General features: G+C 41.4%; 21 protein-coding genes. 17 read left to right on the top strand and 4 right to left on the bottom strand.

What is annotated here, in order from left to right:
- Nucleotides 1–12: 12 nt before the first annotated feature.
- Nucleotides 13–357, bottom strand: coding sequence for a ribonuclease P protein component (rnpA, locus tag CLV38_RS08990; protein ID WP_106194382.1), 345 nt, complete (start codon nt 355–357; stop codon nt 13–15).
- A 255-nt stretch (nt 358–612) separates the two neighbouring features.
- The gene (rpmH, locus tag CLV38_RS08985; protein ID WP_106194379.1) at nt 613–753 is read right to left on the bottom strand and encodes a 50S ribosomal protein L34; all 141 of its coding nucleotides are present in this window, start codon (nt 751–753) and stop codon (nt 613–615) included.
- A gap of 580 nt (nt 754–1,333) precedes the next feature.
- Here rpmH and dnaA point away from each other — a divergent pair.
- The 16 genes from dnaA (at nt 1,334) to CLV38_RS08905 (ending at nt 19,507) form a co-directional block, all read left to right on the top strand.
- Nucleotides 1,334–2,671, top strand: coding sequence for a chromosomal replication initiator protein DnaA (gene dnaA, locus CLV38_RS08980; RefSeq protein ID WP_106194376.1), 1,338 nt, complete (start codon nt 1,334–1,336; stop codon nt 2,669–2,671).
- 186 nt (nt 2,672–2,857) lie between these two features.
- Nucleotides 2,858–3,997 carry a DNA polymerase III subunit beta gene (dnaN, locus tag CLV38_RS08975; RefSeq protein WP_106194373.1) on the top strand — a complete coding sequence of 380 codons (1,140 nt, stop codon included), beginning with the start codon at nt 2,858–2,860 and terminating at the stop codon, nt 3,995–3,997.
- A 394-nt stretch (nt 3,998–4,391) separates the two neighbouring features.
- On the top strand, nt 4,392–4,625 hold the full coding sequence (gene yaaA / locus CLV38_RS08970) for a S4 domain-containing protein YaaA (protein WP_106194370.1): 234 nt from the start codon (nt 4,392–4,394) through the stop codon (nt 4,623–4,625).
- Entirely contained in the window at nt 4,625–5,746 is a 1,122-nt protein-coding gene (recF, locus tag CLV38_RS08965; RefSeq protein WP_106194367.1) for a DNA replication/repair protein RecF, read from the top strand. The genes yaaA and recF overlap by 1 nt, the downstream gene beginning before the upstream one ends.
- 88 nt (nt 5,747–5,834) lie before the next feature.
- A complete protein-coding gene (gene gyrB, locus CLV38_RS08960) occupies nt 5,835–7,766 on the top strand; it encodes a DNA topoisomerase (ATP-hydrolyzing) subunit B (RefSeq protein WP_106194420.1) in 1,932 nt (643 codons plus the stop codon).
- 47 nt (nt 7,767–7,813) lie between these two features.
- Nucleotides 7,814–10,378: a DNA gyrase subunit A gene (gene gyrA, locus CLV38_RS08955; RefSeq protein WP_106194364.1), complete on the top strand. Its 2,565-nt coding sequence runs from the start codon at nt 7,814–7,816 to the stop codon at nt 10,376–10,378.
- Between the two features lie 248 nt (nt 10,379–10,626).
- Complete coding sequence (rpsF, locus tag CLV38_RS08950; protein WP_106194361.1) at nt 10,627–10,926, top strand: 30S ribosomal protein S6; 300 nt, start codon at nt 10,627–10,629, stop codon at nt 10,924–10,926.
- Nucleotides 10,927–10,981: 55 nt separating this feature from the next.
- Entirely contained in the window at nt 10,982–11,539 is a 558-nt protein-coding gene (ssb, locus tag CLV38_RS08945; protein WP_106194358.1) for a single-stranded DNA-binding protein, read from the top strand.
- A 26-nt stretch (nt 11,540–11,565) separates the two neighbouring features.
- The gene (gene rpsR, locus CLV38_RS08940; protein WP_106194355.1) at nt 11,566–11,799 is read left to right on the top strand and encodes a 30S ribosomal protein S18; all 234 of its coding nucleotides are present in this window, start codon (nt 11,566–11,568) and stop codon (nt 11,797–11,799) included.
- Nucleotides 11,800–11,973: 174 nt separating this feature from the next.
- Complete coding sequence (locus CLV38_RS08935) at nt 11,974–13,968, top strand: DHH family phosphoesterase (RefSeq protein ID WP_106194417.1); 1,995 nt, start codon at nt 11,974–11,976, stop codon at nt 13,966–13,968.
- A 23-nt stretch (nt 13,969–13,991) separates the two neighbouring features.
- Nucleotides 13,992–14,441, top strand: a complete 450-nt coding sequence (gene rplI, locus CLV38_RS08930; RefSeq protein ID WP_106194352.1) for a 50S ribosomal protein L9 — start codon at nt 13,992–13,994, stop codon at nt 14,439–14,441.
- A gap of 161 nt (nt 14,442–14,602) precedes the next feature.
- On the top strand, nt 14,603–15,967 hold the full coding sequence (gene dnaB / locus CLV38_RS08925) for a replicative DNA helicase (RefSeq protein WP_106194349.1): 1,365 nt from the start codon (nt 14,603–14,605) through the stop codon (nt 15,965–15,967).
- A 121-nt stretch (nt 15,968–16,088) separates the two neighbouring features.
- Nucleotides 16,089–16,562, top strand: coding sequence for a PTS sugar transporter subunit IIA (locus CLV38_RS08920; RefSeq protein ID WP_170068858.1), 474 nt, complete (start codon nt 16,089–16,091; stop codon nt 16,560–16,562).
- Nucleotides 16,563–16,579: 17 nt separating this feature from the next.
- Nucleotides 16,580–16,888 carry a PTS fructose transporter subunit IIB gene (locus CLV38_RS08915; protein ID WP_106194344.1) on the top strand — a complete coding sequence of 103 codons (309 nt, stop codon included), beginning with the start codon at nt 16,580–16,582 and terminating at the stop codon, nt 16,886–16,888.
- 50 nt (nt 16,889–16,938) lie between these two features.
- Entirely contained in the window at nt 16,939–18,012 is a 1,074-nt protein-coding gene (locus CLV38_RS08910; protein WP_170068857.1) for a PTS fructose transporter subunit IIC, read from the top strand.
- Nucleotides 18,013–18,211: 199 nt separating this feature from the next.
- Nucleotides 18,212–19,507 (top strand): adenylosuccinate synthase, encoded by a 1,296-nt coding sequence (locus tag CLV38_RS08905; protein ID WP_106194338.1) that lies wholly within the window; start codon nt 18,212–18,214, stop codon nt 19,505–19,507.
- A gap of 59 nt (nt 19,508–19,566) precedes the next feature.
- Here the strand turns inward: CLV38_RS08905 and CLV38_RS08900 are convergent, their stop codons facing one another.
- On the bottom strand, nt 19,567–20,235 hold the full coding sequence (locus tag CLV38_RS08900; RefSeq protein WP_106194335.1) for a potassium channel family protein: 669 nt from the start codon (nt 20,233–20,235) through the stop codon (nt 19,567–19,569).
- Nucleotides 20,236–20,247: 12 nt separating this feature from the next.
- Nucleotides 20,248–21,636: a TrkH family potassium uptake protein gene (locus CLV38_RS08895; RefSeq protein WP_106194333.1), complete on the bottom strand. Its 1,389-nt coding sequence runs from the start codon at nt 21,634–21,636 to the stop codon at nt 20,248–20,250.
- A 231-nt stretch (nt 21,637–21,867) separates the two neighbouring features.
- On the opposite strand from CLV38_RS08895, the gene CLV38_RS08890 reads away from it, so the two are divergent.
- Complete coding sequence (locus CLV38_RS08890; RefSeq protein ID WP_106194330.1) at nt 21,868–23,322, top strand: alpha-amylase; 1,455 nt, start codon at nt 21,868–21,870, stop codon at nt 23,320–23,322.
- Nucleotides 23,323–23,359 lie beyond the last annotated feature (37 nt).

Raw genomic sequence — 23,359 nt, 5'->3', positions numbered from 1 at the left:
GACCAAAATAAGTTAATTAAGTACTTCCGCCTTTTTCAACACATGAATCAAACTTTTTTTAATGTCATGAAACGTCATCTCTCTGGTCGGCTGTCTTGCTATTACGATAAAATCGATGGCTTCTTTGATCTGGTCTTCCTGATCCACCTCGATCAGCGCATGTCTGATTTTTCGCTTGATGTCATTTCGTTTGACCGCATTGCCTATTTTCTTTCCTACAGATAAACCTACACGAAAATGAGTTTGGCCTTCTTTTGGGATCGAATAAATGACAAACTGCCTGTTAGCCATCGATTGACCGTTATGAAAGACTTTTTGAAAATCTGCTTCTTTTTTGACTCGGTAAGCCTTCTTCATTGCTGCCCCATCTTTCTGTGTAAATAGAATTTAGAAAAGCTGAACGTGCCGCACAGCCTCGAAAAGAAAATAGGAAATTTACCCTGAATGAGCATACTGCGCAATGGGTAAATTTATCTTTTTATCGAGAGGCTGGCACGTGAAGCTAGCCATACCTAATGAAAAGCTGACACTTACTCTTTGACATTTAAATAAAAAAAGGGCAACGTGCTCTCACTATAGCTATCAGTAAGAAGCTTCCGTCGCCCAACGTCATTAAGCTGAAATTCTTTTTCTTCCTTTACGACGTCTGCTTTGTAATACTCTACGTCCGTTTTTAGTACTCATGCGTTTTCTGAATCCATGTACTCTTTGACGTTTACGTTTTTTTGGTTGATATGTTAATCCTTGTGCCATTGGCGAACACCTCCTGAATCTTTCCTTTGTCCTCTGACTTATCAATAAGCATACAATAGTTGACTGCATTAATATATAGACAGACTATGTAATTTTAGAAAACATTTGCTCATTTGTCAAGCTTTTCTATTATATTGATTGATTTTAAAGAAGCAGACTGACATATTTCGCAGTTGATTCGCCTGTTGATAAGCTTTGTCTCGTGACAAAAATGTAGGAACTTGTTCATAAAAGATATCCACATGGTGATAACAAGTCAGGAAGTATTTTTTCTTACACACACCCCTATCAACAGTTTGTCCACAGATTAACAGGGTGTTTGTAATAGTTATAAACAGGGTTGTTTTAATTGTGCATAACTCTATTTAAGCCCGTTAAATCAATCTTTAAATACCAATAGTTATGCACAGTTCTTGTCGAAAAACTAGCCCGTTAAATAATTATGCACATCTCTTTTTAGACTGTGGATATCTTCATGGACAACTTGAGTATAGTTTATCAACAATTGAAATCGACTGTGGAAAACTGAAATAAGACGTGATAAAATAAAAAAGGCATCTTAACGGCGAGGAGGAAAATAATGGACGATATACAATCAACATGGAAATATCTTCAGGAACAGTTCAGAGAACCATTGTCTAAAGTCAGTTTTGATACTTGGATCCAAAGCGCGAACCTCGTCCGACTTACTAACAATTCAGTGACTATTGAAGTCCCTTCTAATTTACATAAGGAATACTGGAAAAATAATTTATCGACTAGAGTCGTTGAATACCTTTATGAATTTTTGGGACGTGAAGTATCTCCACTGTTTGTGACCACAGAAGAGCAGGCTGTACATGAAGAACAAAAAGAAGAGACACAGTCTATCAATGCTTTCGACACGCAACACGTATCCAGTACGTTAAATAGTAAATACACATTTGATACCTTTGTTATCGGAAAAGGCAATCAGATGGCTCATGCGGCCGCTTTAGTCGTAGCAGAAGAACCTGGAACGATCTACAACCCTTTATTCTTTTATGGGGGAGTTGGGCTTGGGAAGACTCACTTGATGCATGCGATCGGACATCAGCTGCTTCAGATCAACCCAAATGCGAAAATCAAATATGTTTCGAGTGAAAATTTTGCAAACGACTTTATCAATTCGATTCAAAATAGAACGCAGGAAAAATTCCGTCAGCAATACCGTAACGTGGACTTATTATTAGTAGATGATATTCAATTTTTCGCTGACAAAGAAGGAACGCAGGAAGAATTCTTCCACACCTTCAACGCGCTCTATGATGATCGAAAACAGATTGTACTCACCAGTGACCGTTTACCAAATGAAATACCGAAACTTCAGGAAAGACTGGTATCACGCTTCGCATGGGGCTTGTCTGTCGATATTACGCCACCGGATCTTGAAACACGAATAGCGATTTTAAGGAAAAAAGCGAATGCGGAAGGGCTTGAAATTCCAAACGACACGCTCAGTTATATTGCCGGACAAATCGATTCGAATATTCGTGAACTTGAAGGGGCGTTAGTGCGGGTACAGGCTTATTCTGCCATCCAGCGCAATGATATTACGACTAGTCTGGCAGCAGATGCTTTAAAAAGCATGGTCAAACATGATTCAAAACAGAATGTCTCCATCGCAACGATCCAGCAGAAAGTCAGTAAATACTACCAGATTTCTCTAGCTGATCTGAAAGGGAAGAAGCGGGTCAGACAAATCGTACTCCCTAGACAGATCGCCATGTACTTGTCGCGGGAGCTCACCAGTACGTCTTTACCTAAAATAGGAAAAGAGTTTGGCGGAAAAGATCACACAACTGTTATTCATGCTCACGAGAAAATCAAAAAAGTACTGAATAATGAAACTGACTCTGAATTAAGAGATCAGATAGACGAAATCAAAAAAAGTCTTTAATTTAGACGTGTGGATAAACTACCAGCTTAGACACATCTTTATACACATGTTATCCACAGGTGGAAAACCTTTATCTCTAACTAATTTATCTGTTTTCCACAGTATACACAGGACCTACTACTATTACTAAGTATTTATATACTATATAATATAGACGGTTACTCAAATTATAATTGGAGGATGCTTATGAAATTTACAGTTAACAGACCAGCATTTCTAAAAAAATTGAAAGACGTTCAACTGGCTGTCTCTTCTCGTTCCACTATTCCTATATTAACGGGAATAAAATTGATCGCATCAAAAGAAGGCATACAACTCACTGGAAGTAACTCTGATATCTCAATAGAAACCTTTATTAGAATATCTGATGAACAATCAGGCCTGAAGATAGAAGAAGAAGGACAGATTGTGCTGCAGCCAGCTCGTTTCTTCAGTGACATCGTTAACAAGCTTCCAGATGAGAACTTCACTGTAGAAGTAAACGACAGAGTTCAGACATCGATTACGTCTGCCTCATCATCATTCATTATTAATGGACTTGATGCAGCAAATTATCCACATCTACCCGATATTGACACAGCACAGTCCTTTACATTGCCTGTGAATTTACTTAAAAAGATTATTAAACAAACGGTTATAGCTGTTTCCACACATGAAAGTCGTCCGATTCTAACGGGTATCCACCTGACGATCAATGACGGTAAGCTAAAAGCAGTCGCTACAGACAGTCACCGTCTTAGCCAGCGTGTAATTCCAATCGAAGGAACTGAAGGATTGTCCTATAACCTTGTCATTCCTGGCAAAAGTCTACAGGAGCTGACTCGTCTATTGGATGATAGCCTTGAAGAAATCGAAGTGGCCATTGCTGAAAATCAGATCCTTTTCAAAACGGATGATACTCTATTTTATTCTCGTCTGCTTGAAGGAAATTACCCTGACACTGACCGATTGATCCCCGACAGTTCGACAACCGAAGTCGCACTTGAAGCACATGTTCTGCTTGGTGCCGTTGAAAGAGCGTCTTTACTGTCACATGAAGGTAAAAATAACGTGGTTAAATTATCGGTCAAAGACAATACAGTTGAAATTACAGGGAACTCGCCTGAAGTGGGACGAGTAAACGAGCAGGTGACTGCACAGTCCATCAATGGAGACGATATGGAGATCTCATTCAATCCAGATTATCTAAAAGCTGCTTTAACAACATTCGGCCCTGTGGATATCACATTGAAACTGATTTCAACGTTACGTCCATTCGTATTGGTGCCAACTGAGGATAAAAATGAATTTATCCAGCTGATCACACCGATTCGAACATCATCATAAGATAAATAGGGGGAAGATCCGACAGTGTCGGGTCTTTTTTTGCTGTTTTAAGGAACAGACGAGCGGATAAAATCAAAAGCTGAGGATACTGCCCGCTATTGATCGAAGCCGTTAGCCAAAGCTTGCTGAACAGAGAAGTTCAGTCGTTTATTATTCAAAATAGAGAAGGGATATTAAAAAGGGCCAATCGACTTATTCTTAAAATTTGACGAGTCTAAGCGAATTTACATAAAAAAGCAGGTTTTGTCATTTTTACCTAAAAACCCAAGAGAAAGCATTTTTTCCTATATAAATTTGTTTATACCTCTGAAATAAGGTATAATATAAGAAGAGAATTTAGACAGAACGTGGATGAAATTGTCCACGTCTTTGCTTTTTAAAGGAGCCGATTAAATTGCCGGAAATTATAGAAATCGACAAACCAGTCATCACATTAGGACAATTTTTGAAACATGCCACAATCATCTCTAGTGGCGGAATGGCTAAACCCTTTTTAATGGATTATACCGTTTGGGTGAACGAAGAGCCTGACAATCGTCGAGGGCGTAAATTACACCCTGGAGACACTGTAAAAGTTGAAGGGTTCGGCACATATAGGATTGCCTTATCTGATAATGGGGAAGAGTAATGTTTTTAAAAAAGCTGACGCTGAGAGGGTACCGTAATTACGATGCAGCAGATGTGACGTTTTCAAAACAAATCAATGTCTTTCTAGGAGAAAATGCTCAGGGAAAGACGAATATTATGGAAAGCATCTATGTACTGGCAATGACACGCAGTCACCGCACAGCAAATGACAAGGAACTGATTGGATGGAATCAGGAATTCGCCAGAGTATCCGGATTAGTTGAAAAAGCGAACGACAGCTTTCCTTTAGAGATTATTTTGTCGAAAAAAGGGAAGAAAGCGAAACTGAATCATCTGGAACAGAAAAAACTGAGCCGCTATATCGGTCATCTGAACGTCATTTTATTTGCACCGGAAGACTTGTCTTTAGTCAAAGGCTCTCCATCAGTGAGACGAAAGTTCCTGGATATGGAAATGGGCCAGATGAGTACGCTCTACCTGTACCATTTAGTGGAGTATCAGAAAATATTGAAACAGCGAAATGCCTACCTGAAACAGAATCGAAGAAGCGGTAAACTGGATGAAACCTACCTGGCTATTTTAAATGAACAGCTGGCTGCCGAAGGTGCGGAGCTGCTGGCTCAGCGCTTTTCTTTTGTCAAGCGTCTACAGAACTGGGCGCAGCCGATCCATTCGGATATCTCTCAGGGGCAGGAAATGCTGACAATGGAATATGCCTCGTCTTTCCAGGTGACTTCTGAAGAAGATAAAGAACAGCTTATGAAGGATCTGCTGAAGCAGTACGCTAAGCACAAGCAGAGAGAGTACGAGCAGGGAACGACCCTGTATGGGCCTCACAGAGATGATATCAAGTTCTTTGTGAATGAAAAGAATGTTCAGACCTATGGATCCCAGGGCCAGCAGCGGACAACGGCCCTGAGCCTAAAACTCGCTGAAATTGAATTGATGCATGATATGACGGGGGAATACCCCGTTTTATTATTGGACGATGTGCTTAGTGAACTGGATGACGAAAGACAGACACATTTATTGAAAACGATTCAGGATAAAGTACAGACTTTTTTGACGACCACGAGTTTGGATGGGGTCAAGAAAGACTTGCTTCATCATCCGCGTATTTTTAACGTACGCAGCGGTCATATTGAAATGGAGAGTGAATAGAGTGGCAGATGAACAATTGACACCGAAAGAAATCGAAGAGTTATCACCCGAAGAAATTGAAGCATTATCCCCTGAAACGATCGAAGAGTTGACGCCAAAAGAACTCGAAGAATTAAGAGACGGCTACAATGCCAGTCATATTCAAGTGTTAGAGGGACTGGAAGCTGTTCGTAAGCGTCCTGGAATGTATATCGGATCCACAAGTGTTGAAGGTCTACACCACCTGGTCTGGGAAATCGTCGATAACTCGATCGATGAAGCAATGGCCGGACATGCAAAGAATATTGAAATCATTATTGAACCGGGTAACATCGTCGTGGTTAAAGATGACGGACGGGGGATCCCAATCGACATCCAGGCCAAAACCGGTCGACCGGCTGTAGAAACAGTCTTTACTGTCCTGCACGCTGGGGGTAAATTCGGCGGCGGTGGGTACAAAGTTTCCGGCGGACTGCATGGCGTAGGCTCTTCAGTCGTTAATGCCTTATCCGAGTATCTGGAAGTCTATGTCCATCTGAACAATAAAATATACAATCAGCGCTATGAACGCGGTGACGTCATGTACGACGTGAAGGAAATCGGAGAGACCACTAAACGCGGAACAGAAGTCCGCTTCAAGGCAGATGCAGATATCTTTACTGAATCGGTCGAGTACGATTTCAACAAACTGGCTACCCGTATCCGTGAACTGGCTTTCTTGAACCGTGGACTTAAAATTTCGATTGAAGACCAGAGAGACGAAGAACCTGTTCGGTTAGATTATCAGTACGATGGCGGAATCAAAAGTTACGTCGAGTACCTCAATCAGAGCAAAACTGTGCTGTATGATGAGCCGATTTATCTGGAAGACGAGCAGGAAGGCATTTCTGTAGAAGTAGCCCTTCAGCATACGGACGGTTACCACATGAATATTATGAGTTTTGCCAATAATATCCATACCTATGAAGGCGGGATGCACGAATCTGGCTTTAAAACCGCACTGACACGAATCATCAACGATTACGCACGCAGAAACAAGTTTATTAAAGAAAACGAAGATAACGTCAGTGGGGAAGATGTCAGAGAAGGCTTGACGATTGTATTGAGTATCAAACATCCTGATCCTCAGTTTGAAGGTCAGACGAAGACTAAACTGGGAAACTCAGAAGTCAGAACGATCACGGACCGCTTATTCAGTTTGCATTTCGACCGTTTCCTGATGGAAAATCCTCAGCTGGCTAAACGTATTATGGAAAAAGCCCTGCTGGCTGCAAAAGCAAGATTAGCCGCTAAACGCGCACGAGAAGTAACACGTAAGAAAAACGGACTGGAAATCAGCAATTTACCAGGTAAACTGGCTGACTGTTCGTCAAAAGATCCCAAAAAATCTGAAATCTTTATCGTTGAGGGAGATTCAGCCGGAGGATCAGCTAAACAGGGCCGATCCCGTCTGTTCCAAGCTATTTTACCTATTCGAGGGAAGATATTGAACGTGGAAAAAGCTTCTCTTGACAGAATTCTAGCTAACGAAGAAATCCGTTCCCTGTTTACCGCTATGGGAACTGGTTTCGGAGAAGAATTTGAAGTCGAAAAAGCCCGTTACCATAAACTGATTATCATGACGGATGCGGATGTTGACGGCGCTCATATTCGTACTCTGCTGCTGACCTTATTTTACCGGTATATGCGTCCAGTAGTTGAAGCAGGATTTGTTTATATCGCTCAACCACCCCTATACCAAGTTAAACAGGGCAAAAAAGAGGTCTACCTGGATACAGACAAACAATTGGAGGAATACCTTAAAGAGATTCCGGCTTCGCCTAAGCCCTCCATTCAGCGTTATAAAGGGTTAGGAGAAATGGATGCGGAACAGCTATGGGATACGACAATGAATCCAGAGAACCGCAGACTGCTGCAGGTTACTGCAGAAGATGCTATTGAAGCGGATATGGTTTTCGATATGCTGATGGGTGAAAAAGTTGAGCCTAGAAGAGACTTTATCGAAGAAAATGCTCAGTATGTTCAGAATATCGACATTTAAACAGGGTGTAATACAGAGTACTGAGAGAGTTTAAGGAGGAATAAAGTTTGGCTGAAGAAAGAGAATCACGAATGGAACAGATTAATTTATCTACTGAAATGAGAAAGTCTTTTCTGGACTATGCAATGAGTGTTATTGTCTCTCGTGCATTACCGGATGTTCGGGATGGACTGAAGCCCGTACATCGCCGTATTCTTTATGGGATGAATGAACTGGGTATGACGCCTGATAAAGCCTATAAAAAATCAGCCCGTATCGTTGGAGACGTTATGGGTAAATATCACCCGCACGGGGACTCTGCGATTTATGAATCAATGGTTCGTATGTCACAGGACTTCAGTTTCCGTAATCCGCTGATCGATGGACACGGAAACTTCGGTTCTGTTGATGGTGACAGTGCTGCTGCGATGCGTTACACAGAAGCACGAATGAGCAAAATCGCTATGGAAATGCTCAGAGACATCAATAAGGACACCGTCGATTATCACGATAACTATGATGGATCAGAAAGAGAACCAGATGTCCTGCCTGCTCGTTTCCCTAACTTGTTAGTTAACGGAGCTTCAGGGATCGCTGTCGGAATGGCGACGAATATTCCACCGCACAATCTTAGAGAAGTCATCGCTGCCTGTCGTTTAGTAATGGAAAATGAAGACGCAACGGTAGCCGAACTGATGGAAGTTATACCTGGTCCCGATTTCCCGACAGGTGCAATGATCATGGGGAAATCCGGAATCAGAAAAGCCTATGAAACCGGTCGTGGATCGATTAAAATCCGTGCAAAAGTCAGAATAGAAGTTCAGCCGAACGGTAAGGAACGTATTATCGTTGATGAAATTCCCTATCTGGTCAATAAAGCGAAACTGGTCGAGCGTATTGCTGATCTGGCGCGTGAAAAACGAATCGAAGGGATTACAGACCTGAATGATGAGTCTGATAGAGACGGTATGCGCATGGTCATCGATGTCAGAAGAGATGTGTCTGCTAGTGTTATCTTAAATAACCTTTATAAAATGACACCCCTTCAGACCTCTTTCGGATTCAATATGCTGGCAATCGTCAATGGTATTCCTAAAACATTAGGTTTGAAAGAAATCATTACTGAATATTTAAAACATCAGCGTATAGTTATACGTCGTAGAACCGAGTTCGACAAGAAAAAAGCAGAAGCTAGGGCTCATATCCTTGAAGGATTGCGTATCGCTTTGGACCATATCGATGAAATCATCAGAATTATTAGAGGTTCTCAAACAGGAGATGCCGCTAAAAATGCACTGATGGAAAAATTCGGCTTGAGTGATCGTCAGTCTCAGGCAATTTTAGATATGCGTATGGTCCGTCTGACAGGACTCGAAAGAGAGAAAATTGAAGGCGAGTATCAGGCGCTTAAAGCGACGATCGATGACTTAACGGATATTTTAGCTCGTCCTGAACGCGTACATGAAATCATTGCTACTGAACTGGAAGAAATCGCTGAAAAACATGGTGACGACCGTCGAACTGAGTTGCTAGTCGGAGAAGCATTAAGCCTCGAAGACGAAGACCTAATCGAAGAAGAAGAAATCGCTGTGACATTATCTCATAACGGCTATATGAAACGGATGGCCATTTCTGAGTTTAAAGCTCAAAATAGAGGTGGACGTGGCGTTAAAGGCATGGGGACGAACACAGACGACTTCGTTGAGACGTTACTGACGTGTTCCACACATGACTTGCTTCTGTTCTTTACGAATACGGGTAAAGTGTACAAAGCTAAAGGATATGAAATCCCTGAGTACGGCAGAACAGCCAAAGGGATCCCGGCTATCAATTTCCTGGGAATCGAAAATGACGAGAAGATTCAGGCCATCATCAATACACGAGGTGAAAGTGAAGAGAATGAACAATTATTCTTTACCACTCGCCTAGGTACAGTCAAACGTACAGCCTTCTCAGACTTCGATAACATCAGAACGAGCGGACTGAAAGCCATCGTACTGAAAGAAGATGATGAGCTGATCGATGTGTCTGTCACACATGGAGATGATCACATCATTATTGGGACGAGACAAGGCTATGCTGTGAGTTTCCATGAAGATGCCGTCAGAAGTATGGGACGTGCCGCTTCGGGTGTGAGAGGTATTCGTTTGAGGGATGACGACTATGTAGTCGGTATGGACAAGTTGAATGAAGACTCGGAAGTACTGATCATTACTGAGAATGGATACGGAAAACGGACAGAGGCTTCAGAATATGCGATTCGCGGACGTGGCGGTAAAGGTGTCAAGACGGCCAATATCACCGAGAAAAACGGACCGCTTATTGGTCTGAAGACCGTTGATGGAGAAGAAGACATCATGCTGATCACGACAAGTGGTGTCATTATTCGTTTCCACGCGAAAAACATCTCTAAAACAGGTCGTGCCACTCAAGGTGTACGCCTGATGAGACTTGAAGCAGGTAATTTTGTTTCAACTTTAGCTAAAGTTCAAATCGATGAAGACATCGAGGTTGAAGAAGTAGAGGGTGAACTGGATGATACGGGTGAAACACCTGAATCTTCAGCGATCGAAGAAGCTTCTGAACAGAATGACGAATCATCAGACCCATCTGATGAGATGGAAGAAGAATAAAGACGAATCAATACGTCTACACTGTCAGCTACGGCTGCTGGTGTAGACGTTTTTTTGTAAAATCAGAGAAAAAATATAATCAAGTTATATTTTTTAAGTAAAAAACTTAAAGTACGCAGTATCATAAGAAACCTTGCACTTGAAAGGCACGTGTGCTATAATATTTCGGAGTGAGTACTCTTAAATGAATACTCTCCTTGCTCTTTCAAATGAAGGGGCCAAAGTCCATAAGGAGGTGACAGTCAAAGATGAGTCAAACAGCTAAATACGAAATTCTGTATATTATCCGTCCTGATCTTGATGAAGATGGTAAGAAAGCTTTAGTAGAGCGTTTCGATACACTTTTAACAGGTAAAGGTGCTGAAATAAATGAATCGAAAGACTGGTCGAAGCGTCGTTTTGCATATGAGATCAAAGGATACCGTGAAGGAATTTATCACTTGGTAAACCTAGATTCTACTGATGCAGCGTCTATCAATGAATTTGATCGACTAGCTCGAATTAATGACGATATTTTACGTCATATGATCGTACGTCTGGAAAACTAATTGTTTCACGTGAAACAATAATTTAATTGCCTTTTTAATGAAAGGAGATCTTTGATTGATTAATAATGTCGTTTTAGTTGGAAGATTAACTAAAGATGCTGAACTTCGTTATACGGGTAGTGGAATCGCAGTTGCCTCATTTACAGTTGCAGTGGAACGTCCTTTCAGCAATGCGCAGGGAGAACGTGAAACGGACTTTATAAATTGTGTTGCCTGGAGAAAAACTGCTGAGACTATTTCTAATTTTACTCGTAAGGGTTCATTAGTAGGTGTCACTGGGCGTATGCAAACGCGTAACTACACGAATAACGAAGGTAGAAAAGTTTATATAACAGAAGTTGTTTGTGAGAACTTCCAAATGCTTGAACCGAAATCTGTCACTGAAAAACGTGCGCAGAACGATGGAGCGAGTACTGGAAATGGTGGATATAATAATTCATCATCTAATAATTCTAACTCTAATTCTAATAATAGCAGTAGTAATTATTCTCAACAAAACAATCAAAATCAAGCTCCAAAAAACAATCAGAGCAATTATGCTAATTTCGATGAAGATCCGTTTGAAAGTAATAATGAATCAATCGATATTTCAGATGACGATTTACCATTTTGATTCAAGTATAAAAGGAGGATTATAATATGGCTGGACGTAGAGGCGGGAAGAAGCGCCGTAAGGTAGATTTCTTTGCAGCAAATCATATCGAATATATTGATTATAAAGATACTGATTTGTTAAAACGTTTCATTTCCGACAGAGGTAAAATTTTACCACGTCGTGTAACAGGAACTTATGCAAAAAATCAACGTAAACTGACAAAAGCAATCAAGCGTGCTCGTATCATGGGCTTGTTGCCATTTGTTACTGAAGAATAAACAAAATTAAATCTAATAGAGCTGTGACAGTTTATACTGTTGCAGCTCTTTCTGTTTCTAACTAAGCAAGATGTTTCACGTGAAACACTTTGGTTTAATTTCCTTAACTCATATAGTATAACGGTTAAATAAATGATAAAATAAGGAAAATAAATAGTGTTAAAAGGAGAAACTATGAACAATACTAAGAAGGAAGATATACTTCCGAAGTTTCTAAATAATCCCTCTTTGCGCTTGATTTTATTCTTTGCACTAGCTATTCAACTGATCATGACGTTACTCAGCTTTGTAGCGTATCTATGGTTAGGGACCATCATGCTGATCATGTTCATAGTAACACTGATTGTCATTTGGCGATTAGGCAATGTCTATATAAAAGAATTGAATGACTATATCCTGAATCTTACTTACCGAATCAAAAGGGGAGAACAGGAAGCGCTTATTAAAATGCCAATTGGTATTCTTCTATTAAACGAAGAACATCAAGTTGACTGGCTGAATCCGTACATGCAGACTCAGCTTTCTAAAGTTGGCAATGTCTTGGGCGAGTCACTGGAGGATATTCACTCTGAACTATACGAGATGTATACCTCAGAAGACAAGCAGCACAGTCTGGTTGAATGGAATGAGAAAATATACCAAGTTACTTTTCAGAAGGATATTTATGCAGTCTATCTGATGGATATTACTGAATACGCCACGATCAAAGAAGAATATGAAGAAGCTAGACCAGTTGTTGGCTGGCTGTTCCTAGATAACTATGATGAAATTACTCAAGGGTTGGATGATAGAGGTGTATCTGGTTTCGATAGTATGCTGACTACTTATTTCTCAAACTGGGGAAGACAGCATGGTATATTCTACAAACGGGTATCTGATGACCGCTATTTCCTGCTTCTAAATAGAAAAGAGCTGGATCGTCTTGAAAAAGAGAAATTCAATATTATTGATAATATTAGAGAACGAACGTCTAAACGTAACCTGCCTCTGACTATTAGTCTGGGACTGGCTTACGGAGAAGAACCGTTTGATAAGCTGGCTGAACTGGCACAAAACAATCTGGATCTTGCTTTAGGGCGAGGTGGAGATCAGGCCATCGTTAAACCTGTGGATGAAGAGCCAAGATATTACGGCGGCAAGACAAATCCGATGGAAAAACGAACCCGAGTCAGATCACGTATGATTAGTCAGGCAATGCAGAAACTAATGAACGACAGTGAACATATCTTCGTCATGGGCCATAAGAATCCTGATCTGGATGCCATTGGATCGTCACTAGGTGTAGCAAGAATCGCAATGATGCTGAAGAAGACGGTGTATGTTGTCGTAGATAAGGACGATTTGAGTCACGACGTCACCAAACTGATGCTTGAAATTGACAAGCATGATCAGGTACGTAAAAACATCATATCGATAGCTGATGCTGAAAAACGTATAACACCAAAAGACCTGGTAGTGCTTGTAGATCACCACAAACCATTACTGTCTATTGCACCTAATCTGCTCAAGAAGACGAAGCGGAATATGGTTATTGACCATCACCGTAGAGGGGAAGAGTTTACTGAAAATCCTCTGCTGGTCTATATCGAACCCTACGCCTCTTCTACAGCTGAATTAATCACGGAGTTGTTTGAATATGTTTCGACGGACGGTGATCCAATCAACCGTATCGAAGCGACAGCCATGCTCGGTGGAATAGTAGTGGATACAAACAACTTTAGTCTGCGAACAGGTTCCCGTACGTTTGACGCAGCGAGTTACCTGCAATCAGTTGGAGCGAATTCTACTATGATTCAGCGCTGGCTAAAAGAAGACCCTGAAGTATACTTGCAAAGAAGTCGATTAATTGAGACAATTGAATTTGTTCAAGATGGAATAGCCATTGCAAATGGGGATGATGACACGATTTACCAGACTGTAACTTCAGCACAGACGGCTGATACAATGTTAGGGATGTCAGGTATCGAAGCAGCATTCGTCATCACAAGGCGTTCTGAAGACATGGTAGGCATAAGTGCCAGAAGTTTGGGTAAAATCAATGTTCAGATCATTATGGAAAAATTGGGTGGCGGTGGTCACTTGTCCAACGCGGCAACTCAAATTGACGGAAAAAGCGTGACAGAAATAATAGAAGAATTAAAAGATGTTATACAAGCTCAACTCGACTAAAAAATAGAGAAGGAGACAAGACTATGGAAGTTATTCTATTAAAAGATGTTAAAGGTACAGGTAAGAAAGGTGAAGTGAAGTCAGTTTCAGATGGTTATGCAAACAACTTTTTAATCAAAAAAGGCTTTGCCAAAGAGGCGACTTCATCAGCAAAACAAGAACTAACCATGAAAAATAAAGCTCAGGAACGTGAAGAGCAGGAAATTTATGAAGCTGCTGTTAAAGAGAAAGAACAGATTGAAGCAAACCCGATTGAGATTAAAGAAAAAGCAGCAGACGACGGTCGTCTGTTCGGCTCTGTCACTACTAAACAGATTGCGAAAGAGATCGAGAAGCAGCTGGGCATTAAAGTGGATAAACGTAAAATCGATCAGAAGATCCCAATGAGATCTGTCGGCGCTCAAAAGATGGACATCAAGCTTCACAAAGACGTCACAGCCGAGCTGACGGTCCGTGTTACAGAAATAAGTTAAATTAACTAATAGTCTAATTTTAAAGAGGTGGTCCTTTATCCGGGCCATCTTTTTAATTGTTTCACGTGAAACAATTAAACACATGTTCCCTTATATACTTTTAGAATAAGATGAGGTAAAATAGAGAAACAGTTAAGTTAAGTAAAGGAGATACTCACAGTATGGAAATGTTAGGAGATCGCTTACCTCCACAGAATATAGAGGCTGAACAGTCTGTTTTAGGATCGATTCTCTTAGATCCCGAAGCGCTGATCCCTGCAATGGAATTCGTTGAGGCTAACGATTTCTATCGTCGCGCCCACCAGCTTATATTCCAGATTATGATGGAGCTGAATGAACGAAATGAAGCAATCGACGTTGTAACGATAGCCAACAGCTTGGAAACGAAAAGTCTGCTGGAAGACGTTGGAGGCACGCCTTATCTGGCAGAAATAGCTGGTATTGTACCGACTTCTGCCAACGTAGAGTATTATTCGAAGATTGTTGAAGAACGGTCTATCCTGCGTAAATTGATACAGACAGCGACTGATATTGCTTCGAAAGGGTATCAGGAAGCAGATAATGTACCTAATTTACTCGATGAAGCTGAACGAAGTATACTGGAAGTTTCTGAAAAAAGAAGTCGAAGTGGATTTGTATCTATTGAATCTGTATTGAGAGATACCATTAATAATATTGATGATCTCTTCCAAAATGACGATGACATTACAGGTATCTCGACTGGATATAAAATGCTTGACCAAATGACAGCTGGATTGCATGAGGATGAGCTGATCATCTTGGCAGCCAGACCGGGTGTCGGGAAAACGGCATTCGCCTTGAATGTTGCTCAAAACATTGGAACGAAGACAGATGAGAATGTGGCTATATTCAGTTTAGAGATGGGTGCCGAGCAGCTGGTTAACCGTATGTTATGTGCGGAAGGGACAATTAATGCGTCTAACCTGAGAACGGGTCAGTTAACAGAAGAAGAATTCGAGAAGCTCTTTGTGGCAATGGGGAGTTTATCAAAAGCCAATATCTATATAGATGATACGCCGGGTATCCGCACAGCAGAGATTCGTGCGAAGTGTCGACGATTAAAGCAGGAAAAGGGAGACCTTGGACTGATTGTAATTGATTACCTCCAATTGATTGAAGGAACAGGGAAAGAAAGCAGACAACAGGAAGTATCTGAAATTTCCAGACAGCTGAAAAAGCTGGCTAAAGAATTATCTGTTCCCGTTATTGCCTTATCTCAGTTGTCACGTAGTGTAGAACAGAGACAGGATAAGCGTCCGATACTCAGTGACTTAAGAGAGTCTGGATCGATTGAGCAGGATGCCGATATTGTGGCATTCCTTTATAGAGAAGATTATTACCGTAATGAAGATGATGAAGAAGAGGAGCAGGCCGACGAGAATGTGGTTGAAGTTATTTTAGAGAAGAACAGATCGGGTGCCAGAGGGACCTGCAAACTGTTATTCATAAAGGAATATAATAAATTCTCCTCCATGTCTTATTATCCTGAAAATCAGATATCCTGACAAAACCCCATTTACTTTCACAACATGTGAGAGTGAATGGGGTTTTTAGGGCTAAATTTTGTTTATTTAGAATAACAACTGATATAATTAAGGATATTGAAAACTGGAGGTGAGCGTCAACGTGTTTAAGGAAGAGGAATCATTATATATCTATGTCAATTCTGCGGTCGACACCCAGCAGATCGAAAAAGAAAGGCTGTTGAAAGAGTTGATCACAGTTGTGAGCGAGGGGAGTTCAATTCGATTCGATGTGCAAGGTGTTTTTTCATCGGTACTAGAGAGAGAAGCAGTGAGCACGACCGGATTTGGGGAAGGCTTTGCGATTCCTCACGGAAAGGCATCAGACTTGAAGAAGCCACTGGTAGCAGTGATGAAGCTGCAGCAGGGAGTCGAATGGGAGTCGATGGATGAGCAGAAGGTCAATACTGTGATTTTGCTTATCGTACCTAAAGAAAATGGAGAAGTACAGCACTTGAAGTTGCTTTCAAGGCTATCTTACAACTTGATGGACGAAGAGATTCAGCTTGCCATCAAGCAGGATCAGACGGATGAGGCTTTACAGTCGACAGTGCAGTTGATGCTCACAGAAATATAGAGAAAGAAGGGTTAAGCATGAAAATAGTAGCAGTCACTGCCTGTGCCACGGGCGTTGCCCACACGTTTATGGCCAAGCGGGCTATTGAGGATGCCGCAAAAAAGAGAGGGCATGAAGTAAAAGTTGAGACTCAGGGCGCAACAGGTATCGAAAATGGACTGACTAGAAAAGAACTGGAAGAAGCGGATATCCTGATTTTAGCGACTGATATCAAGTTGGCTCGTACAGAACGGTTTGAAAACATTAAGAAAGTAACCATTCCTGTCGCCACGGCCATAAAAAATGCAAATGGCGTGATTAAAAAAATCGAAGAGAAGCTCGCGTAAATCTGTTCGCAAGCTATCACTCATCACTAATTAGAATAGAGGGAATGATAATGAAAAAATTTCAGCAGGCTTTAATGACGGGTGTCTCTTATATGTTGCCGCTAATTGTATTTTCAGGTATGACGATTGCACTGACGGGGATGATCTCACAATCTGTTCAAAGTGATTTTCCGGCAGTGGCTACTTTAAACGGTTTTGCCTGGATGATGATGGATCTTATACCCGCAATCTTTGCTGCTTACATGGCTTATGCAATTGGAGACAAAGCAGCTATTATCCCCGGTTTTATTGGGGGGTATATAGCAGCACACCCTCCAGTCGAAGGAACGTCAGCCAGTGGCTTTTTAGGGGCCATATTGGCCGGTTTGATAGCCGGATACGTCGTGCTCTTTATAAGAAAAATAAAAGTGCCTTTATTTTTAGATTCCATCAAAAAGACCTTGTTTATTCCAGTCCTCACAGGCTGGCTCCTGTATGTAATCATGGCTTATCCGATCGCGTATTTTGTCGGTGCGTTGAATGACTTCATTATCGACAACCTGATTACGTTATCTCAAGCCCCTCAGTATGCCTTTTTACTGGGTGCCATACTGAGCGCCATGTGTGCGTTCGATATGGGAGGCCCTATCGGCAAGATCGCGATTACGTTTGTTTTTGCTGTGTGGAACGATCCGAGTGGACTGGGATTCGTTGTAAATGCAGCTGTTTTTCCAGGCATCATGGTACCGGCATTATCGGTCGGTATCGCCTCTTTGATTGCCCGCAATAAATATACCGAGGATGAGATCAAAATGGCACCAGCGTCCATATTATCCGGTTTAGTGGGGATTACCGAATCAACTCTGCCTTATGCATTTAGAGATCCTCTGCGTATAGTTGGAGCCAACATGTTAGGTGCTTCGATTGGAGGAGCAATCATGATGGGATTCGGCGTGTCTACTGCTGGTGTATCCGGAGTGTTTGGAATGCCAATGGCCAGTAACTTGGGGATTTTTATTTCGGCTATCCTGATTGGGACAGTCATTTCAGTTACCACACAGATCCTTATTAAAAAACCGGTAGATGAATACACAGAATTTGCTGGAGCAGATGATGAGGATCTGGATTTCGACATTACTCTATAAAAATCGAAATTCATCCTTCACTTTTGCGTTATCTGTGGTAAAATAGTGAACGTTGTTATAACTAAATCAATTAATGTTAGGAGAATGCCTCCGTCTATTTCAAAAAAGGAAACAAAAGAGCTTGATGTCTCTTTGTATACTTTAATAGACGATTAGAGGGATTCTCTTTTTTGTTAAAAATTATAGAAGAGGTGGACATATGACGTCGGTCGTAGTAGTTGGTACACAATGGGGAGACGAAGGAAAAGGAAAGATTACCGATTTTTTGAGTGAGAGTGCAGAAGTTATTGCACGTTATCAAGGCGGAGACAATGCGGGACACACGATTCAGTTTGATGGAGTCGTTTATAAACTGCATCTGATTCCTTCAGGTATTTTTGCTCAGGATAAAATTAGTGTGATTGGTAATGGTGTCGTCATCAATCCCAAGTCGCTGGTCAAAGAACTGAAATATTTACACGACAGAGGAATTTCGACAGATAACTTGAGAGTATCGGATCGGGCGCACGTTATTTTACCGTACCATATCGCATTGGATCAACTTCAGGAAGATTCAAAAGGGGACGACAAAATCGGCACAACGATCAGAGGAATCGGGCCGGCTTATATGGACAAGGCGTCTAGAGTCGGGATTCGAATCGCTGATCTCCTGGACAAAGATATCTTTAAAGAACGTCTGAGAGTAAACCTGGAAGAGAAAAATAAATTCTTTACCAACGTATACGGGGCAGAAGCCTTGGACTTTGACGATATATTTGAAACATACTATGCGTTCGGTCAGCAGTTCAAGCAGTATGTCTGTGACACATCTGTCGTTTTGAATGACGCACTGGATTCAGGGAAACGTGTATTATTTGAAGGGGCTCAAGGGGTCATGCTGGATATTGACCAGGGAACCTATCCTTTTGTAACATCATCCAATCCAGTAGCTGGTGGCGTGACAATCGGAAGTGGTGTCGGTCCGTCTAAAATCGAAAAAGTAGTGGGTGTCTGTAAGGCCTATACTTCTCGAGTAGGGGATGGTCCTTTCCCAACTGAACTGCATGATGAAATTGGTCAGCAGATTCGTGATACGGGTAAAGAATACGGGACAACAACAGGTCGTCCGAGACGAATCGGATGGTTCGACAGTGTGGTTATGCGCCATGCCAAACGTGTTTCAGGTATCACCAATCTGTCTTTAAACTCTATAGATGTTTTGTCCGGACTTGAAACAGTCAAGATCTGTACAGCCTATGAGCGCGATGGCGAAAAGATTCTTCACTATCCGGCGAGCTTGAGAGAATTAAGCGAATGTCAGCCTATTTATGAAGAACTCCCAGGCTGGACAGAAGATGTGACTAAATGCCGCACACTTGAAGAGCTGCCAGAAAATGCGCGGAATTATATCAGACGCGTATCTGAGCTGACAGGTGTTCGCGTATCGACATTCTCAGTTGGACCAGACAGAGACCAGACAAATATTCTTGAAAACGTATGGGCACCAATCAACTAAATCGAACGAAAAAACACCTCTTCTACCTATGATTAAGTAGAAGAGGTGTTTTGCTGTAGTTATCTAAGCTGATCCGTATAATCCAGATGTTCAAATGTATCTGGTTTACCGATGGCAACAATGAAACTGCCCGGCAATATTTTTTCTTCAGGTGGTACATTAATAGACAGTTCCCCGTCAGGATGTGACTTCATACCGATGACATTGATTTTGTATTTTTTTCGGAGATCAAGGTCTTTCAGACTTCTGCCAATCCAGCGTTTAGGTGCAGTAAATTCGATTATCGAATTATCTTTGTCCAGTGTAATCACATCTAAAATATTATTACGCATGATATTGCGAGCGACTTTATCGCCCATCTCTTTTTCAGGACGGATGATTTCATCTGCGCCGATTTCCAGCATGATTTCCATATGCATTCTGTTTTTAGCCTTAGCAATGATTCTTTCGATACCCAACTTTTTACAGTTCATAATAGCCATAACACTTGCTTCCAGGTTAGACCCTGTACCAATGACTGCCACATCACAGTTAGCGAAACCGATACTTTTGAGTAGTTCAATATCAGTAAAGTTTCCCTGTACCGCTTGTACGACATGTTCTTCCACACGATTTACATCAATTAAATCTTTATCTACAGCGATCACGTCATAGTGCTGATCACCCAGTTCTTTAGCAATTGTGGATCCAAACACGCCTAGTCCTAATACTCCAACTGTTTTTACCATTAGTAGTGACTCCTATCCAATTAATATATTTCCTGTAGCGTACGTGATTTCTCGTTTTCTCTTGTCTCTCGTGCTTAATGCTGTAAAGATAGTGATTGGACCTAAACGTCCGATAAACATTGAGAACATAATGACTGTCTGACTGTACCTTGATAACTCTGGTGTCAGATCAGCAGATAATCCGACTGTACCAAAAGCGGATACCGATTCAAAGAAAAGATACTGCAATGGAATGTGTTCATCAAAAATGGTCATAAGGGACAGACCAATAAAGTTGAGTAAAACGAACATAACAACAATGACCAGGGCCCGCTTGACAATATCCATTTCAAGTGTGCGTTTTTTATAATTGACGTTAGTTAACCCTCTCATTTCAGATCCAATGAGCTTAACAACCAGTGCTACAGTTGAGGTCTTTGCTCCACCTGCTGTTCCTCCAGGAGACCCTCCGATGAACATGAAAACGGTGAAGACCACAATTGTAAACATGTGAAGTTGAGTCAGATTAACGGTTGCAAATCCAGCTGTACGAAGCGTTACAGCCTGAAAGAAGGTTGCCTGTATCTTTCCTGAGAGAGATAAGTCACCTAAAGACCCTAAATGATTCCATTCAGATAACATAATCAGAACCATTGCAGCTACGATCAGCCATAAGGACCATTTTATAACTAAACGGGTGTGCAGTTTCAGTCGTCTGTAAGTTCCCTTGAAATCGATCCAGCTACGGACACTAATAAATTGTTTAAAGTGCTTGGAAACATCAAACCAAACTGAAAAACCGATTCCGCCTAGAATGATGAGTAAAGGAACGACCAGATTGACTATGGGTGCATTGACAAACTGTTGTAAGCTGGTGGTGCCTAAATTATCGAACCCAGCATTGTTAAAAGCAGATATGGCTAAGAAAATCGACGTAAACAGTCCTTTTCCCCATCCTAAGAGGGGAACCATATGAAAAGCAAGGAAAAATGCGCCAATTGCCTCAATTAAAGTCGTATACTTTACAACAGCAATAAGGAAATTTTTAAAGCCCATCATATCGCTGCGGTTCAATGCCTGCTGTAAGGTCACTTCCTCTTTCATACTAACTTTTCGCCCAGTTTGTAAAATAATGGCAGATACTATCGTAATAATTCCGAGTCCACCTAACTTGATTAAGGCCAGGACCACAATCTGCCCAAACAGATTATAAGTATGGGCAACAGGAACAGTAAACAGACCCGTCACGGCGACCATTGAGATTGCGCCAAATAAATGATCAAAATAAGTTGCTTGAGAGCTCTCTAATTGACTAATAGGCAGAGCCAATATCAGCGATCCGGCAAACATGACAAAAGCAAAACTGACAACGATTTTTATAGGAATCGGCCAGTCAGAAAACTGATTTAAAAATCTTTTCATTAATATAACAACCCTTCCTGCCCGTGAACTATCATTATGAAGCAAATAACATGAATAGCTTGATTTTACATTGCAGATAGGACAAAAACAAGGATTTAAGAAAACTTCTTTTTCATTATCAGAAAAGCTGTCAAAGGGTGTTTATATTTGTACTTATCCTCCTCTAAATGTAAAATGAAAGGATACAGTGTGTATTACTGTAGCGGAAAAGACCAAAGGGGAGAAAACAAGATGAATGGAACGATGATGCAATACTTCGAATGGGATTTGCCCAATGATGGGAAACATTGGAAACGACTGAAAGAAGATGCTGAACATCTTAAAGAAATTGGTATAACCGCTGTATGGATTCCACCCTGCTTTAAATCAGTTGGTCAAGATGATGTCGGATATGGGATTTATGACCTGTACGACTTGGGAGAGTTTGATCAAAAGGGAACGGTACGCACAAAATACGGAACAAAAGAAGAGTTGCTTGAAGCTATAAAGGCATTACACGAGCAGGACATCCATGTGTATGCAGATGTCGTACTGAATCATAAAGCGGGTGCAGATGAGACTGAACAATTCGAGGCCACACCCGTTGACCCGGAGAATCGCCATGATGCGATCGGTGATACGCGTGAAATAGAGTCCTGGACTCATTTTAATTTTCCTGGAAGGGAAGGCAAGTACTCTGAATTTGCCTGGCACTGGTACCATTTCTCAGGTGTTTCAGAGGATGACATTTCTGGAGAACAAGGCATTTACAGGATAGAAGGCGACGATAAAGGCTGGGCCCCTGACGAGCATGTCTCTACTGAATTTGGAAACTTCGATTACCTGATGTTTGCGGATATTGATTACAGCCACCCGGAAGTGATTGAAGAAACAAAAAAATGGATCCACTGGTTTATTGAAGAAACGGGTATTGACGGAATCAGACTGGATGCCGTAAAACACATCGACAGTCATTTTATGAGAGACCTGATCGATGATGTAAGAGAGGTTCATGGAGAAGATTTCTTCTTTGTAGCAGAATACTGGCACCAGCGCTATAAATACTTAGACGAGTATCTTGAAGAACATGATTATTCCATCTCGATGATGGATGTCCGGTTCCATTATGCCCTTCACGAAGCATCCAAGCAGCATAATGATTTCGATTTAAGGCGATTATTGGATGGGACGCTGTATAAAACAAATGCCGAACAGGCTGTCACCTTTGTTGAAAATCATGATTCCCAGCCGGGCCAGTCTCTTGAGTCTTATGTAGAACCCTGGTTCAAACCGCTGGCATACGGCTTTATTTTGCTCAGTTATTACGGTTATCCCTGTGTATTCTATAGTGATTACTATGGGTACAAAGGAGATGTGGAGTATGACGGGTGTCGCGGAGAAATAGAGGTATTACTGAAAGCGCGAAAAGAGTATGCTTACGGTGAACAATACAACTATCTTGATCACGGCAACTGTATCGGATTCACGCGTACAGGTAATGATGAGCATCCAGAGGGCTGTGCAGTCATCATGTCTAACGGGGATGAAGGCTATAAAGAAATGTCTGTCGGTGAACTGCATGCAAATGAAGTATATGTCGACTTGATGAAAAACAGAGAAGAAGAAATTGAAATCGATGATGAAGGAAAAGCAACGTTCCCAGTCAATGCGGAGTCCATTTCCGTATGGGTCAGAAAAGCAGACTAATCAAAAAAATGAAGCACCTCAGTTGAGGGCTTCATTT

This window comes from Alkalibacterium olivapovliticus, from assembly GCF_003003275.1.
In the GTDB taxonomy this organism is placed as follows: Bacteria; Bacillota; Bacilli; order Lactobacillales; family Carnobacteriaceae_A; genus Alkalibacterium; species Alkalibacterium olivapovliticum.
The sequence above is the reverse complement of the archived record's forward strand: the minus strand, read 5'-3'. Positions and strand labels throughout refer to the sequence as shown.

What these genes read in the sequence shown, in the direction of transcription:
- rpsR (WP_106194355.1), top strand. Translation starts at nt 11,566, where the DNA reads ATGGCTGGACGTAGAGGCGGGAAGAAGCGCCGTAAGGTAGATTTCTTT.
- dnaA (WP_106194376.1), top strand. Translation starts at nt 1,334, where the DNA reads ATGGACGATATACAATCAACATGGAAATATCTTCAGGAACAGTTCAGA.
- CLV38_RS08895 (WP_106194333.1), bottom strand. Translation starts at nt 21,636, where the DNA reads ATGAAAAGATTTTTAAATCAGTTTTCTGACTGGCCGATTCCTATAAAA.
- CLV38_RS08910 (WP_170068857.1), top strand. Translation starts at nt 16,939, where the DNA reads ATGAAAAAATTTCAGCAGGCTTTAATGACGGGTGTCTCTTATATGTTG.
- dnaB (WP_106194349.1), top strand. Translation starts at nt 14,603, where the DNA reads ATGGAAATGTTAGGAGATCGCTTACCTCCACAGAATATAGAGGCTGAA.
- CLV38_RS08905 (WP_106194338.1), top strand. Translation starts at nt 18,212, where the DNA reads ATGACGTCGGTCGTAGTAGTTGGTACACAATGGGGAGACGAAGGAAAA.
- CLV38_RS08890 (WP_106194330.1), top strand. Translation starts at nt 21,868, where the DNA reads ATGAATGGAACGATGATGCAATACTTCGAATGGGATTTGCCCAATGAT.
- CLV38_RS08900 (WP_106194335.1), bottom strand. Translation starts at nt 20,235, where the DNA reads ATGGTAAAAACAGTTGGAGTATTAGGACTAGGCGTGTTTGGATCCACA.
- recF (WP_106194367.1), top strand. Translation starts at nt 4,625, where the DNA reads ATGTTTTTAAAAAAGCTGACGCTGAGAGGGTACCGTAATTACGATGCA.
- CLV38_RS08935 (WP_106194417.1), top strand. Translation starts at nt 11,974, where the DNA reads ATGAACAATACTAAGAAGGAAGATATACTTCCGAAGTTTCTAAATAAT.
- dnaN (WP_106194373.1), top strand. Translation starts at nt 2,858, where the DNA reads ATGAAATTTACAGTTAACAGACCAGCATTTCTAAAAAAATTGAAAGAC.
- CLV38_RS08915 (WP_106194344.1), top strand. Translation starts at nt 16,580, where the DNA reads ATGAAAATAGTAGCAGTCACTGCCTGTGCCACGGGCGTTGCCCACACG.
- rpmH (WP_106194379.1), bottom strand. Translation starts at nt 753, where the DNA reads ATGGCACAAGGATTAACATATCAACCAAAAAAACGTAAACGTCAAAGA.
- rnpA (WP_106194382.1), bottom strand. Translation starts at nt 357, where the DNA reads ATGAAGAAGGCTTACCGAGTCAAAAAAGAAGCAGATTTTCAAAAAGTC.
- rplI (WP_106194352.1), top strand. Translation starts at nt 13,992, where the DNA reads ATGGAAGTTATTCTATTAAAAGATGTTAAAGGTACAGGTAAGAAAGGT.
- rpsF (WP_106194361.1), top strand. Translation starts at nt 10,627, where the DNA reads ATGAGTCAAACAGCTAAATACGAAATTCTGTATATTATCCGTCCTGAT.